15 protein-coding genes and 1 riboswitch are annotated in these 13,569 nt (G+C 44.1%); of the genes, 7 read left to right on the top strand and 8 right to left on the bottom strand.

Going from position 1 to position 13,569, the window contains the following annotated elements; translation table 11 throughout:
• Window positions 1-195: 195 nt before the first annotated feature.
• The 4 genes from SporoP32a_RS10905 to SporoP32a_RS10890 all read right to left on the bottom strand — a co-directional run bounded on the left by SporoP32a_RS10905 (window position 196) and on the right by SporoP32a_RS10890 (window position 3,759).
• Window positions 196-585: an ectoine synthase gene (locus tag SporoP32a_RS10905; protein ID WP_085427904.1), complete on the bottom strand. Its 390-nt coding sequence runs from the start codon at window positions 583-585 to the stop codon at window positions 196-198.
• Between the two features lie 15 nt (window positions 586-600).
• Window positions 601-1,854 carry a diaminobutyrate--2-oxoglutarate transaminase gene (ectB, locus tag SporoP32a_RS10900; protein ID WP_085429056.1) on the bottom strand — a complete coding sequence of 418 codons (1,254 nt, stop codon included), beginning with the start codon at window positions 1,852-1,854 and terminating at the stop codon, window positions 601-603.
• Window positions 1,855-1,947: 93 nt separating this feature from the next.
• Window positions 1,948-2,472 (bottom strand): diaminobutyrate acetyltransferase, encoded by a 525-nt coding sequence (ectA, locus tag SporoP32a_RS10895; protein WP_085427903.1) that lies wholly within the window; start codon window positions 2,470-2,472, stop codon window positions 1,948-1,950.
• A gap of 606 nt (window positions 2,473-3,078) precedes the next feature.
• On the bottom strand, window positions 3,079-3,759 hold the full coding sequence (locus tag SporoP32a_RS10890; RefSeq protein ID WP_085427902.1) for a phosphoribosylaminoimidazolesuccinocarboxamide synthase: 681 nt from the start codon (window positions 3,757-3,759) through the stop codon (window positions 3,079-3,081).
• Window positions 3,760-3,925: 166 nt separating this feature from the next.
• Between SporoP32a_RS10890 and SporoP32a_RS10885 the strand changes: the two genes are divergently transcribed.
• From SporoP32a_RS10885 to SporoP32a_RS10855, 7 genes are all read left to right on the top strand, one after another.
• The gene (locus tag SporoP32a_RS10885; protein ID WP_085427901.1) at window positions 3,926-4,147 is read left to right on the top strand and encodes a heavy-metal-associated domain-containing protein; all 222 of its coding nucleotides are present in this window, start codon (window positions 3,926-3,928) and stop codon (window positions 4,145-4,147) included.
• Between the two features lie 15 nt (window positions 4,148-4,162).
• On the top strand, window positions 4,163-6,064 hold the full coding sequence (locus SporoP32a_RS10880) for a heavy metal translocating P-type ATPase (protein ID WP_085427900.1): 1,902 nt from the start codon (window positions 4,163-4,165) through the stop codon (window positions 6,062-6,064).
• Window positions 6,042-6,731: a Crp/Fnr family transcriptional regulator gene (locus SporoP32a_RS10875; protein WP_085427899.1), complete on the top strand. Its 690-nt coding sequence runs from the start codon at window positions 6,042-6,044 to the stop codon at window positions 6,729-6,731. Before SporoP32a_RS10880 ends, SporoP32a_RS10875 begins: the two co-directional genes overlap by 23 nt.
• A gap of 57 nt (window positions 6,732-6,788) precedes the next feature.
• Window positions 6,789-6,897: riboswitch (TPP riboswitch) on the top strand.
• A gap of 70 nt (window positions 6,898-6,967) precedes the next feature.
• Window positions 6,968-7,567 (top strand): thiamine phosphate synthase, encoded by a 600-nt coding sequence (locus SporoP32a_RS10870; protein ID WP_085427898.1) that lies wholly within the window; start codon window positions 6,968-6,970, stop codon window positions 7,565-7,567.
• Window positions 7,551-7,757, top strand: a complete 207-nt coding sequence (gene thiS / locus SporoP32a_RS10865) for a sulfur carrier protein ThiS (protein WP_085427897.1) — start codon at window positions 7,551-7,553, stop codon at window positions 7,755-7,757. Before SporoP32a_RS10870 ends, thiS begins: the two co-directional genes overlap by 17 nt.
• Window positions 7,754-8,527 carry a thiazole synthase gene (locus SporoP32a_RS10860; protein ID WP_099625385.1) on the top strand — a complete coding sequence of 258 codons (774 nt, stop codon included), beginning with the start codon at window positions 7,754-7,756 and terminating at the stop codon, window positions 8,525-8,527. The genes thiS and SporoP32a_RS10860 overlap by 4 nt, the downstream gene beginning before the upstream one ends.
• Window positions 8,524-9,540 (top strand): ThiF family adenylyltransferase, encoded by a 1,017-nt coding sequence (locus tag SporoP32a_RS10855; RefSeq protein WP_085427895.1) that lies wholly within the window; start codon window positions 8,524-8,526, stop codon window positions 9,538-9,540. The genes SporoP32a_RS10860 and SporoP32a_RS10855 overlap by 4 nt, the downstream gene beginning before the upstream one ends.
• Before the next feature lie 269 nt (window positions 9,541-9,809).
• Here SporoP32a_RS10855 and SporoP32a_RS10850 read toward each other — a convergent pair whose 3' ends face one another.
• The 4 genes from SporoP32a_RS10850 to SporoP32a_RS10835 all read right to left on the bottom strand — a co-directional run bounded on the left by SporoP32a_RS10850 (window position 9,810) and on the right by SporoP32a_RS10835 (window position 13,470).
• Window positions 9,810-10,502 carry an ABC transporter ATP-binding protein gene (locus tag SporoP32a_RS10850; RefSeq protein WP_085427894.1) on the bottom strand — a complete coding sequence of 231 codons (693 nt, stop codon included), beginning with the start codon at window positions 10,500-10,502 and terminating at the stop codon, window positions 9,810-9,812.
• 3 nt (window positions 10,503-10,505) lie between these two features.
• The gene (locus tag SporoP32a_RS10845) at window positions 10,506-11,576 is read right to left on the bottom strand and encodes an ABC transporter permease (RefSeq protein ID WP_085427893.1); all 1,071 of its coding nucleotides are present in this window, start codon (window positions 11,574-11,576) and stop codon (window positions 10,506-10,508) included.
• Window positions 11,577-11,592: 16 nt separating this feature from the next.
• On the bottom strand, window positions 11,593-12,885 hold the full coding sequence (locus SporoP32a_RS10840) for a globin-coupled sensor protein (protein ID WP_085427892.1): 1,293 nt from the start codon (window positions 12,883-12,885) through the stop codon (window positions 11,593-11,595).
• Window positions 12,886-13,029: 144 nt separating this feature from the next.
• Window positions 13,030-13,470, bottom strand: coding sequence for a hypothetical protein (locus SporoP32a_RS10835; RefSeq protein ID WP_085427891.1), 441 nt, complete (start codon window positions 13,468-13,470; stop codon window positions 13,030-13,032).
• Between the last annotated feature and the right edge of the window lie 99 nt (window positions 13,471-13,569).

Raw genomic sequence — 13,569 nt, 5'->3', positions numbered from 1 at the left:
AATAGAGCACACAACCACGAACTATGAGCGCTCAAACGATTCTATGAGCGCCAGCCCGCTTGCTTGCCTGCCAGCCTACCTACCAACCCAACCCCCTCCCCAAGAGACCCAATCCCAATCCCCCAACCCACACAACCAACTAGCCAAATAAAAAAACACTCCAAGGAATCATCCCCAGAGTGCCTAAACTGCAAATCAATCTTCAATCAACGGGTATACGCCGTCTTCATCATGTGTTTCCGTTCCGACGAGTGGTGGGTTAAAGACACAAATCAAGCGCATATCTTCTTTACCGCCACGTAAATAATGGTCATCGTGTTCATTCAACGCATACATCGTACCGTTTTTAATCGGGTACACTTTGCCGTCCGCAATCGTTTCAATTTCTCCATCACCCGCTACGCAGTATACTGCTTCGAGGTGGTTTTGATAATGGATATGTGTTTCCGTTCCAGCGTAGATAATCGTTTCGTGGAACGAGAAGCCCATATTGTCTTTCTTCAGCAAGAATCGACGACTTGCCCATGTTTCTGCCTTTGTTTCATTTTCACTACCAATAATTTCATCCAATGTACGTACAATCAATGCGTATTCTCTCCTTTAGTTCTGCACAATTTCTTCAATCGCTTCTTCTAGAATATCGAATCCTTGGTCGATTCCTTTTTCGTCCATGATCAATGAACCGAGGAATTTGACGACTTCGCCTTCAGGACCCGATGTTTCAATGATCAAACCTTTTTCAAATGCTTTGGCACAGATTTTATCCGCATAGTCTTCCTTGCCTTCACCGCAGACGATTCCTTGCATGAAGCCGCGACCACGTGTTGTAGCTTTTAATTGTGGGTAATCTTCAACGATGGTTTCCATGCGCTTCGTAATGAGCTTGGATTTTTCTTGTACCGATTTAGCGAATTCATCTGTTTCCCAATACGATAGAGCTTCTGTCGCTGTCAAGATTGCCATATTGTTACCGCGGAATGTTCCGTTATGCTCGGCTGGGCCGAATACGTCATATTGCGGTTTGATTAGCGTAAGTGCTAACGGTAGACCGTAGCCCCCTATGGATTTTGACAAGCACACGATGTCAGGCTTAATGCCAGCTGGTTCGAAACTGAAGAACGTACCAGTTCGTCCGCAACCCGCTTGTACATCGTCGACAATTAGTAGAATATCGTGTCTTCTGCAGAGACGTTCAATTTCACGCAACCAGTCAAAGCTTGCAGGATTGATGCCGCCTTCGCCTTGTACCGTTTCGACAATCATAGCTGCCGGTAGATCCAAGCCACTGCTTGCATCGGCTAAATACTTTTTTAGGAAGTTCAATGATTGACCTTCTTCTAAAAATGTATCAAACGGCATAGAAGTCGTATTGTTAAGTGGTACGCCGGCTCCACCGCGATTGTAGGAGTTACCGGTTACGGACAACGCACCGAGTGTCATGCCGTGGAAACCGTTCGTAAAGCTCACAATATTTTGGCGTCCCGTTACTTTGCGGGCGATTTTCAGTGCACTTTCGACTGTATTCGTCCCGGTAGGTCCAGGAAACATCACTTTATAGTCCATGTTTCTTGGCTGCAAGATCACTTCGTTAAATCGTTCAAGAAATTCTTTTCGGACCGTCGTTGCCATATCCAGACTATGTGAAATTCCATCGTCTTGAATATATTCAATCAGCTTTTCTTTCATCTTATCGTTATTGTGGCCGTAGTTTAAAGCACCTGCGCCGGCGAAGAAATCGATATATTCTTTACCTTCCGTGTCCCACATCTTATAGCCTTTTGCTTTGTTGAATACTGTTGGGAAACTTCTGCTGTAACTTCTCACTTGCGACTCCTGATTTTCGAATACTTCCATTATCTGCTGACTTTTTGTCAGTACCACGTGTAATTAATTCCTCCGTTAGATTCTGTATTTTCCAGTGTCATGTTGCGGCAATCGGCTTGTTTCTCAGAATGGTCCAATGCGGAACAGTTCTTCTGATTCGTGCCCGCCACCAGGGAATTGATCTTTCGTATAGCCATCCGTAATCGTGCATTCCGTCTCCAAATCACGTGCCAAGCCTGTAAATAACTTAGTGGACGCCTCATTAGATGGTGTGACGGTCGCTTCTAGATAGCGAATATTCCGACATGCATCACTTTGCAAAATCGAATGCAGCATACGCGAAGCTATACGCTTACCACGTACTGATTCATCGACTGCGACTTGCCAAATAAACAATGTATCTTGCGCTTTTGGTTGAATAAAGCCTGAAATGAAGCCTACAAGCTTTCCGTGATCTTCTACGATAATACTCGTGTCACTGAATTGGTCTGCCCACAGCAAATAGCTATAGGAAGAGTTTAAATCCAGTACGTTCGTATCTTTAATGAGCTGCCAGATGAACTTTCCATCGTCTACAGTCGGAATACGAAATGAATACGGATCGTTCGGATCTAGCCCTGCAATCGAAACTTTGTGTTTTTTGTCCAAACAGTTTCTCCTCCAAGTTCTCTTACATGTAGTTGTACAAATATTCATCATCTGTCAATTTCTAAGATGTGCGCTTCGTTACCCGAGAACACGATCTACTTACAATACGTTCGTCGAATAGTCATCAATGTGAGGTTTTACGGACCGAGCACATACACTCGGCAGATTCTAGTTATGAATCTAGCGGATATAGCAAGGGTACTTACGTAGAAAAGCCAAAATGGAGATTCGTGCTGGCTACTATGGGTGCTATCTTTCTGCCTTGCGGTATGAAGAGCAAAAAAGAGCGCCTTTACAAAAGCGGGGAGCTTTTGTTCATGGAAACAGCAGATATATTAAAAATTCGCTGATATGAAAGACACTTTCATTATCTAAAATTTACTACCATACGCATTCATCCAACCAACGTTCCCACACTGGTGAAGAAGCAAACTATGTGTCGCCTGTGACACTGGTTGCTATTATAGGAAACTCTGAAAACGTTGTCAACAGTAAATATATCATTTTATTTATTTGATTAAAAAGTAAAGCTCAACTAAGCCAGTCAGCGTATAGCCTGAGAGAGAATATAAAAAACCGGAAACATTTTTCGTTTCCGGTTGAATTTTATGAAAATAATATCTTTTCTAATTCCATTGGCGCAATATATGTATCGCCTTGATAGACGCGCATATTGCCTCCTGAAATTTCATCGATCAACATGATATTTCGCTCAGGATCGCGACCAAACTCTAATTTAATATCATATAGCTCTAAACCTTTTTCTGCCATCTCTGATCGGACTACTTCAGAAATTTGCTGAGTTAATTCTTTAAGAGTTGCGTATTCTTCATGCGTCAAAATGTGAAGTTGTGCCAAAGCATCTTCTGAAATAGGTGGATCTTGACGTTCATCGTCTTTCAATGTCACTTCCACGAAAGCGTCGAGTACTTGTCCTTCTTCAGCATACGCACCGAATCTGCGCAAGAAACTTCCGACCGCACGGTATCGACAAATCACTTCTAATCCTTTACCAAAGACCGTAGCAGGCTTCACCGTCATCGTTACTTCGTCCAGATCGGCATCGATGTAATGTGTCGGTATGTTTTGCTCCGCCAATTTCTCAAAAAAGTATTGTGTCATGCGAAGTCCGGACTTTCCGGCACCATCAATTGTCAGGCCTACAGTGTTAGCACCTGGATCGAATACACCATCTTCCCCTGTTACATCATCCTTGAATTTCAATAGCACGTGGCCATCTTCCAAGCGGTAGACGTCTTTCGTTTTACCAGAATAGGTTAATTTCATCCGTACGATTCTCCTCTATTCATAAATGTTGTACTACTTATCCAGTATAAAGCACTTTGGTCAGAAGAAAAAGTCTTGTTTGACGAATCTTGACAGAGGTCAAGGCAGTGTACACAAAAATTTCTTATACTTAAGATAATAAATACAAACGAAAAGGATGAGGAAAATGAAAAAAGTCGTATTTTTAATGGAGCCATTCAGCTGCCCATCATGTGTTAAGAAAATTGAAGGTGCCCTATCCAGAGCGAAAGGCGTACAGCAAGTAAAAGTATTATTCCACTCCAGTAAAGTTCGGGTTGAATTTGATGAATCTGTCGTAGAAGCCAATGAATTGCAGGAATTGATTGTCAAACTTGGCTATCCAGTTCTCAATCAAAAAGTCTCATAAAGAGGAGGTATTCAAATGAATGCAAAACAAACTGTGCGCATCACTTCCTTATCCGCGATGTTGCTTGGTGTAGCGATCATCTTGCACTTCGCGGGCTTTCATGACGCGCGTCAGATTACATTAATCGCTGCCACTATCATTGCGGGTACTCCGATTGCCATAAAAGCGTGGAAAGCTATTCGAATGAAAGCTTTCAGTATTGAACTCCTCGTCACGATCGCAGTCATCGGTGCCCTATTTATCGGCGAATATGTAGAATCCGCAGCAGTTACTTTCTTATTTTTATTCGGAGCGTTACTTGAAATTCGCACAATGGAGAAAACGCGGTCTTCCCTCAAAGCACTTGTCGATCTGGCCCCGCTAGAAGCGAGTGTCCTTCGGGATGGAAAACTACTGACGATTGCTGTTGATGACGTAGAAATCGGTGATCGGGTAATCGTTCGCTCAGGTGAACAAGTTCCGGTAGACGGTCCGATTGTTTCAGGAAATGCTTCTATAAATGAAGCAGCCATCACAGGAGAATCGGTACCCGCATCGAAATCACTAGATGATCAAGTATTTAGCGGTACGTTAGTAGACAATGGCTATATTGAAATAATTGCAGAACGTGTAGGTGACGATACAGCATTCGCTCGTATTATCGAGCTAGTCGAAGAAGCACAAGAAGCGAAGTCGAAAACTCAAAAATTCTTAGAGCGATTCGCTAATATTTATACACCTTCCATCGTCATCCTATCGATTATCGTCTATATATTTACACGCAATATCGAAATGACATTAACATTCCTTGTCATCGCTTGTCCTGGTGCCCTTGTCATTTCCGCTCCCGTCTCGATCGTAGCTGGAATTGGTAACGGAGCCCGTCATGGTGTGCTCATTAAAGGTGGCGACGTGATGGAGCAATTGGCGAAAATCGACACTGTCGTCTTTGATAAAACAGGTACTTTAACTAAAGGACGTCCAGAAGTTACTGACATCCATAGCTTTGGCATCGACAAAGAAGAGTTACTCCGTTTAACTGCAGAAGCTGAACTGATGTCTGAACACCATCTCGGTCAAACGATCGTTCGTGAAGCAAAAAAACGCTTGATTCATTTAAAACACCAAGCACAAGACGCACAAGTTATTAAAGGTAACGGACTTCTTGCTGAAGTAGACGGCCAGCAACTGGCGGCGGGTAACCGAAAGCTGATGATCTCACAAGGTATAGCTATCTCTCCAACTATAGAAGAGTATGCATCCAAGCGAGAAAAAGCAGGTAACACAGCCGTGTTTATCAGTATTGGTGGAGAAATCGCAGGTATTATTTCCATAGCGGATCAAATCCGTCCAGAAGCCGCGGCTGCCCTAGCTAAACTACGAAGAAATGGTATTAAACAAATGATTATGCTAACGGGCGACAATGTACACACTGCCCGACTCGTTGGCGAACAACTTGGTCTCGACAGCGTCTATGCAGAGCTGCTACCTGAAGACAAAGTAGCCGCTGTCCAAAAGTTGAAAGCGCAAGGACATCGAGTAGCGATGGCAGGTGACGGAATCAATGATGCGCCGGCAATCGCCACTGCAGATATCGGGCTGGCAATGGGTAAAGGCGGAACAGACATTTCCATGGAAACAGCGGATATCGTCTTGATGGCGGATCGACTAGATCAATTCGCCCACGCCTATGCATTATCGAAAGCGACTGTGAACAATATGAAGCAAAACACATTTTTCGCAGTTGGCACAGTAGTTTTATTGCTAATCGGTGTACTGCTAGGCAAAGTCTTCCTAGCATCCGGCATGCTTATCCACGAAGCAAGTGTGCTTCTTGTCATATTGAACGCCATTCGATTAATACGCTATACTAGTGACAAAGCGTCCAAACGAAATGTAAGCGAGGTGAAAGTGAATGAGTCAGCAGCCCCACAATGACACGACCGATCATCGAATGTGTGTATCACTTGTTCCACTGTTCAATCACTTGGAAAAAGATCAGATGAAGCACATTGTAGAACTTGCGCGAAGCACCCCCTACCCGCGTGGACAAATTATTTACAATGAAGGCGACCGCTCCGAAGGCTTGTATATATTGCACAAAGGACGGATCAAAATATATCGCCTATCAGAAAACGGCAAAGAGCAAATCGTACGAATACTACAACCCGGAGATTTCACAGGCGAGCTATCGTTATTTGATGCTAAACCTCATGACGCCTATGCAGAAACACTTGAACCCGTAGAACTATGTGTTATTCAACGGGACCAAATGCAGCAACTTCTACAAGAGCACCCCGCGATTTCATTGAAGATGTTGGAGGAATTTTCCTCCCGCCTCGCCCGAACGGAACAACGGGCGGCACGAATCGGTATGGAATCAGCAGAAACGCGTATCGCCCTTTACCTAGTTGACTTATCAGAAGAACAAAGACAATTGATAGTCGAATTACCAATGAGTCGCAAAGACCTAGCCTCTCACCTAGGGACGACACCTGAAACAATCAGTCGAAAATTAAGCGCTTTCGAAGAGTCTGGCTGGATTCGCCAGCCCAGTATGAAAGCAGTAGAAATTCTAGATTTGGATGCTTTATTGCTTTTATAAAAGAAACGCTTTTCATTCTACCGTACACGTGATAGGCTAGTTCTGAAAACCAAATATTTTGACCATTAGGGGAATCCTTTACAAGGACTGAGAAAAGAGTGTGGCTCTGAAACCCTTATTACCTGAACAGGTTAGCACCTGCGGAGGGAAGTGGCGAGTCGTTCCGTATGTATTTCTGTCGACATTTCTACCACTTTCCGATTCGGGAAGTGGTTTTTTCTATTGGAGGGGAATGAATGAAGTTACTTGGCGTGACTGACGACCGTCTTTCGGTGGATGAACTGACACTACATTTGTTGCGCACAGCACCGTTTCTTGATGCCATCATTTTGCGGGAAAAGTCCAAGTCAGATGAACAGCTAGTAGATCTAGTTATGCGTCTTGCAAGTGCTGAATTCCCACTCGACAAGCTTACTCTTCATGCCAGACCTCACTTGGCTAGAAGACTGAAGCTCAAAAAAGTGCAACTGACTGGCTATGGTATGTCGGTACGGCGTGCACATCAAGAATTCCCCGAGCTCTCTTTCGGTTGCTCGATTCATTCATTGGAAGAGGCAAAGCTAGCTATGAATAAGGGTGCAGATTGGCTATTGTACGGGCATGTCTTCGATACGCCATCGAAACCTGGGCTGCCAGCGCGTGGAACGGAAGAATTGTTTTCTATTGCACAGTGTAGTTCGATTCCTGTGTATGCTATCGGTGGAATTCAGCCGCATCACTTACCTAATTTACAGCAAAACCACGTGGCAGGCGTCGCTGTATTATCCCCTATGCGTTCACTGAAAACTTTGCAGAGTTATAGAAAAGGAGAGGTATCTCATGGAGAAAATGATTGATCTGAACGGCAAATCGTTTCCCGTCATTCCTGAAGTAGGGACGATCCAGCAGTTACTTGAGCACTTAGGACTTGGCGATCGTATTTTGATCGTGGAGAAAAACAAGGAAATTTTGCAGAAAGATCACTACGACGCACCGATCATGGACCGAGACCAAATTGAAATCATACATTTTGTAGGAGGCGGATGAACATGTTAAAAATTGCAGATAAAGAATTCTCTTCACGTTTATTACTAGGCACGGGGAAATATCCTTCATTTGATATTCAAAAGCAAGCAGTGGCGGTATCAGAAGCAGAGATCCTGACGTTCGCAGTACGACGCATGGATATTTTTGAAGCATCGCAACCCAATTTTCTCGAACAACTTGATTTAACGCGCTATACATTGCTTCCGAATACCGCAGGCGCCAGCACAGCGGAAGAAGCCGTACATATCGCACGTCTCGCCAAAGCTTCGGGACTTTGCGACATGGTAAAGGTGGAAATCATCGGCTGTAGCCGTTCATTACTTCCTGATCCAGTGGAAACATTACGTGCGTCTGAAATGCTGTTAGAGGAAGGTTTCATTGTACTACCCTATACGTCAGACGATGTAGTACTTGCAAGAAAACTATGCGAATTAGGCGTTCACGCTATCATGCCAGGCGCTGCGCCAATCGGTTCAGGCAGAGGCATTCTGAATCCGTTGAATTTGTCATTCATCATTGAGCAGTCCAATGTACCCGTCATTATTGACGCAGGGGTCGGCTCTCCAAAAGACGCCGCTTTCGCGATGGAACTCGGCGCAGACGGTGTATTGCTGAACACAGCCGTATCGGAAGCCGCCAATCCCGTCATGATGGCAGAGGCAATGAAGCTCGCGATTGAAGCGGGACGTCTCGGTTATAAAGCTGGACGTATGCCAGTTCGTGATTATGGCGTGGCTAGCAGTCCGACTGAAGGGCTTGTGACGACTTGAGCAGTAAATATTCTCGGCAAGAACTGTTTGCACCCATCGGACCAATTGGACAACAACGTATACGCGAAGCAAAAGTTTTTGTCTTAGGAGCGGGTGCTCTTGGCTCTTCAGGAGCGGAGATGCTAGTGCGGGCAGGCGTCGGCGAACTGACCATTGTCGATCGCGATATTTTGGAATGGACTAATCTTCATAGACAGCAATTATACTCAGAACAAGATGTCATCGATCAATTACCGAAAGCAATCGCTGCGGAAAGCCGATTGCGCGTGATCAACAGCGACGTGAAAGTTCGTGGGATTGTGGCGGATGTCACGCCTGAAAATGTCCTCGAATTATTCGAAGGCCATCATTTCATTCTCGACGGCACAGATAATATCGAAACTCGATTACTCGCAAACGACGCCGCATTACAACTCGGCATCCCCTTCTTCATGGGCGCTTGCGTCGGTAGCTATGGGCTGACATTTCCTATCGGTGTAAAAGAAGGAGCGCCCTGCTTACATTGTCTGCTCGAAGCGTTGCCGCCACAGTCTTTGACATGCGATACAGTCGGCGTCATCTCGCCCATCGTCGTCACGACTGCCGCCCGTCAAACCGCAGAACTGCTGAAGTGTATCACGGGGGCGACGATGGAACCCCGTCTCGAATCCGTCGATCTCTGGACAGGCGAGCGCGCTGCCATGAACATACAAAGCATGAAGAAACCGAATTGTCCAAGTTGCTCAGATATCCCTGTCTATCCTTACTTGTCTGCCAATGAAGTAATTCGTACAGCCGTACTATGCGGACGCGACACGGTTCAACTGACATGGCCGAAAAATCGACAAGTTGAGCTGATACCATTTGCTAATTCCATTCGCGATATTGTTTCTAATTTAAAGCAAAATCCTTATTTGGTTTCCTGTGATTATAACGACCATCGCCTCGTGTTATTCCGCGATGGTCGGATGTTGGTGCATGGGACGAAGGATATTACGGCCGCGCGGAAGATCGTGGCAGGTTTGCTTGGCTGATTGTTTGATGTCTCTTGTTCTCCTTAGAGCGGTCGTGTGTGGTCTATGAGCGGTTAACTTGCTGGATAGAGCGAAGAGAGAGTCACATAGAGCGGATAGCTTTCTGGATAGAGCGGATAAAACGCCACATAGAGCGTTCAGCCGGTTCCATTGAGCGACCACCACAATTTTACGACCTAACCCACACAATCCACCAACAAAAAAACGCTTCGGAAAGCCCTAAAACGGCAGTCCGAAGCGTTTATTTCATTAAAAACCTAGCACTACACTTACTCAGTCACATCCGCCTCAGCCGAACTCTCCAGCTTCAACACACCATCCGTCATCTTGTACACTTTATCTACGTACTTGATCAACCGTACGTCATGCGTCACGACAATGGTTGCCGTTTGATTGGACTTCGTTTCATTTCGTAATAACTCCATTACTTCAAACGCACGATCAGAATCGAGCGAAGCAGTAGGCTCATCTGCTAAAAGAATCGCCGGCTTACTAAACAACGCTTTAGCAATCGCCACACGTTGCCGCTCACCGCCCGATAAATCGGAAGGATAATTCTTATGCAACTTGGTAATACCTAAATCCTCGTATAACTTACGTTGCTCGTCTTTTGACATATTGTCTTTCTTCACTTTATTCAGCAATTCCAGCTGCTCGTCAACAGTTAAGAACGGTACGAGGTTGGAAGCCTGCAATATAAAACCGATTTCCTGCAAGCGAATTTTAGAACGCTGCTTTTCATTGAGCTGCGATAATTCTTTACCATTGATGATCACTTGACCTTCACTTGGAGTTTGCAGACCGCCAGCCACCGTCAGGAACGTACTTTTACCTGAACCGGATGGGCCAATGACAGCGACCAATTCGCCACGTTCGACTACAAAATTGGTCTCTTTCATCGCCTCGACTAGCGTATTGCCTTCACCGAACGTCTTTTTCGCATTTCGTAATTCTAGTACCATCGTTTATCCTCCTATCGCTTCGAGCGGATCAATTCGGATAATCGTCCAAACCGAAATGACGGCTCCGAGAATCGCCACTACTATTAAGACCAAACCATAAATAATCATGGTAGGTATATCAAACATGATAGGAACGGCATTTGGCAGGAAGCTTCCCGCAAGTAATGTCAGACCGAATGCGAGGACAACCCCGATTAGCGCAAGAATGAATGTCTGCGCGATAACCGATCGTGCCAAATACGCACTGGAAATCCCCTGCGCTTTCATCAGACCGAACATGCTGATTTTCTGCACAGTCAATACGTACAAGAAAATCGCAACGATTGCGGCTGAGATAATGAATAAGAAGTAGATCATATACGTTAACGTCAAATTTTGCTCAGTATAACCCGGCAGATTCTCAATGAACGTTTCCGTTTCAATGATTTCCGTATTGTCTGGCAAGGATAGTGCATCCCATTCTTTGTCTTTAATGACAATCGCGTTGACAATATCTTTATTCATTGTATACGCGTCTCCAAATTTGATCTTCTGCATGTCATTTAACTTCATGTAAAGTATAGGTGATGCATTAAAACGAGCCTTTTCCGTAAAGCCAACAATCGTCAGTTCCGTATCAGATGAAGATAGCTCCAGCGTATCGCCGATCTTAAAGCCTTCATCTTTCAACACGTCCGACGCTACCACACCGTTTTGAACATAAAACGTTGGGTCCCCTTCACTGACTTTTGGCTTGATGAACTCATCTCGGTCAATACCGAAGAGCATAACGTTTTGCTTGGTGTCACCGTTGTTCGCGATGGCACCCATTTGGCTGACAACAGCCGTTTCTTTCGCGCCTAGCTCATCGGCTACCTCCTTGTTGAGCGCCGATTCGTACAAGCTCTTATCGGATTCCTCCGTCAGTAGAACAGCATCTACTTTCCATGTGTCGATCGCTTCCCTATTCATGCTAGCTAATCCATTAGCTAGACCTGATAGGAAGAACACAAGGAACGATACCAATAGCAAAATCGACGTAATGAGTAAAAACCGTAGTTTATTCTTTTTAATTTCGCTCCAAGCTAAAAACATTCATGCTCACTTCCTTTTATAGGACATCTATCGCTTCTTCTAATTCATAAGAAGTTGAAACTACTTCTCTTGATACGCCACCAATCGATGTAATAACGTCCTGCAGATTTTTCATATGGTCTGAAAAATGCCGGATATCATCAATCGTCAAATGGACTGTATCTGTTATGTTTTGGAATGTTTCTCTCGTTGTTTCAGTCTCTTTCATACCCATATCCGCAAACTTCGTGACCGTATCAATGGCAACATGAACGGCTTGCGTCTTTGCTTTTGACTGCGCGACAAGTTGCGCAATATTATCTGTCGACTGTTTCGTCTGATCGGCAAGATTTCGTACTTCATCCGCAACGACCGCGAAGCCTTTTCCATGAACACCCGCACGTGCCGCTTCAATTGCGGAGTTGAGTGCCAACAGATTCGTCTGATCAGCAATATTTTTCACTAGTTGTACAACCTCTTCAATTTGAATGGAGGCACGGTTCAATTCTTCAACCAATTCCGCCATGCCCTTCGTTTCTTTAACAATCGTCTCTGATGTCACAACCATCTGCGCCATCTGCTCGATTCCCGATTGCGCTTGATTGGCAGAAGTCTCGGAACGTACGATACTTTCTTGTATTTTTCCGTCTAGTGTAGCAGATTGCTCAATCAAATCATTGACTACTGCGTATGTAGATTCAGACTTTTCCTCGATTTTAAGCGCAATGCTGCCAATTTGTTGTTTGACGCTATTTTTTATTTCTTGTTGGTTTGCACGGATTGAGTCATTTGTACTCTTCTCAAACGCTTCAAGAACCAACTGCTTTTCAAAATTCAATATTTTGCTTAATGCCACAATCATTTCTCGCTCTTCCGCACGATCTAATTCAAGATCAAATAATATGTCGAGCATCGTGGAATGCAAGTTTTGAAAAGCTGCGATATACCATTTCGGTTCCAGTCCAATTCGTAAATGTGCGTTCGCCACTTTACTACGATTGATCAAATATGCTTCGTCAATTACACCGTCGAATAATCCACCGAGATGTACGGCTAGTGTTTTACTCAAATATTCCGTCGTACTGTTCTTTTTAATTATCTGGGACAGCTCAGGAACTGCGGTCACACTTGAATAAAATGCTTTTACAATTTCATCGATCCGAGCGCTCATCGGTTCTTTTAGTGCACGTAATAGTTGTAGATCCCGCTCTCTTAATTGAATCGCATCCAACTGCAATTGAACTTCTTTGGTCGGTACTTGCATTTTGACAGGGACAGAGGAAATAGGTTGTATTAATGATAATGTCTTACGTCTTTTTGTGATCCACATAGTAGTATTCTCCTTTTTCTTCAACTGACACGAACAAATTGCTGCTTTTCTAGGTTGTTTAGACTTTGTACAATGTTGTATACTAGTCAATTATACACATAAGTAATTCCAAATACTAGAGTTTGTCATTAGAATAGGCCTATTCTATTCTTTCGGTTTCCTATTTATCAAAACCCCTACAACGAAACCGTACAAAGCATGACCAGCGACCCACCACAACAAAGAAATTATGTTTGTAACACTTGGCGTTCGGTCAGAAAATGATGTCGTCGGATACAATAACAACCCTATGGCGACATTCACTAGAAGAGGGAACAGAATCGCATGGTTACGTATGAAACCCCTACTCTTGTCATACAGGATCACGAGTATGATACAGAGTACGACTGAAACGATGAGATGAAAAAACACTTCAATTACTTCTGGAAATTGATACTCTTTTACGATGGGTATGTAATCTACGTTCAGTAACAGTGTATATACTTTGTCACCTGTTATCGCTTGCACCATTTTCAAGACAACAGCGAGGAGAATCCCTGTTACAATGCCTATCCAGGTGCCTTGCACAATATATTTAGTTTTCATTTATACACCTTCCTACAATGTAAAAATAACAGATTTGACTTGTCTCGTCAAATCTATGTATAATGTTAGACATGTAGAACAAGGCAATTGGTCATTGTT

This window comes from Sporosarcina ureae (assembly GCF_002109325.1).
Lineage (GTDB): Bacteria > Bacillota > Bacilli > Bacillales_A > Planococcaceae > Sporosarcina > Sporosarcina ureae_C.
The sequence above is the reverse complement of the archived record's forward strand: the minus strand, read 5'-3'. Positions and strand labels throughout refer to the sequence as shown.

Excerpts from the sequence above, each read along its gene's own strand:
- SporoP32a_RS10880 (WP_085427900.1), top strand. The coding sequence starts at position 4,163 with ATGAATGCAAAACAAACTGTGCGCATCACTTCCTTATCCGCGATGTTG.
- SporoP32a_RS10885 (WP_085427901.1), top strand. The coding sequence starts at position 3,926 with ATGAAAAAAGTCGTATTTTTAATGGAGCCATTCAGCTGCCCATCATGT.
- SporoP32a_RS10835 (WP_085427891.1), bottom strand. The coding sequence starts at position 13,470 with ATGAAAACTAAATATATTGTGCAAGGCACCTGGATAGGCATTGTAACA.
- SporoP32a_RS10840 (WP_085427892.1), bottom strand. The coding sequence starts at position 12,885 with ATGTGGATCACAAAAAGACGTAAGACATTATCATTAATACAACCTATT.
- SporoP32a_RS10875 (WP_085427899.1), top strand. The coding sequence starts at position 6,042 with ATGAGTCAGCAGCCCCACAATGACACGACCGATCATCGAATGTGTGTA.
- ectB (WP_085429056.1), bottom strand. The coding sequence starts at position 1,854 with ATGGAAGTATTCGAAAATCAGGAGTCGCAAGTGAGAAGTTACAGCAGA.
- SporoP32a_RS10890 (WP_085427902.1), bottom strand. The coding sequence starts at position 3,759 with ATGAAATTAACCTATTCTGGTAAAACGAAAGACGTCTACCGCTTGGAA.
- SporoP32a_RS10845 (WP_085427893.1), bottom strand. The coding sequence starts at position 11,576 with ATGTTTTTAGCTTGGAGCGAAATTAAAAAGAATAAACTACGGTTTTTA.
- SporoP32a_RS10850 (WP_085427894.1), bottom strand. The coding sequence starts at position 10,502 with ATGGTACTAGAATTACGAAATGCGAAAAAGACGTTCGGTGAAGGCAAT.
- SporoP32a_RS10860 (WP_099625385.1), top strand. The coding sequence starts at position 7,754 with ATGAACATGTTAAAAATTGCAGATAAAGAATTCTCTTCACGTTTATTA.
- thiS (WP_085427897.1), top strand. The coding sequence starts at position 7,551 with ATGGAGAAAATGATTGATCTGAACGGCAAATCGTTTCCCGTCATTCCT.
- SporoP32a_RS10870 (WP_085427898.1), top strand. The coding sequence starts at position 6,968 with ATGAAGTTACTTGGCGTGACTGACGACCGTCTTTCGGTGGATGAACTG.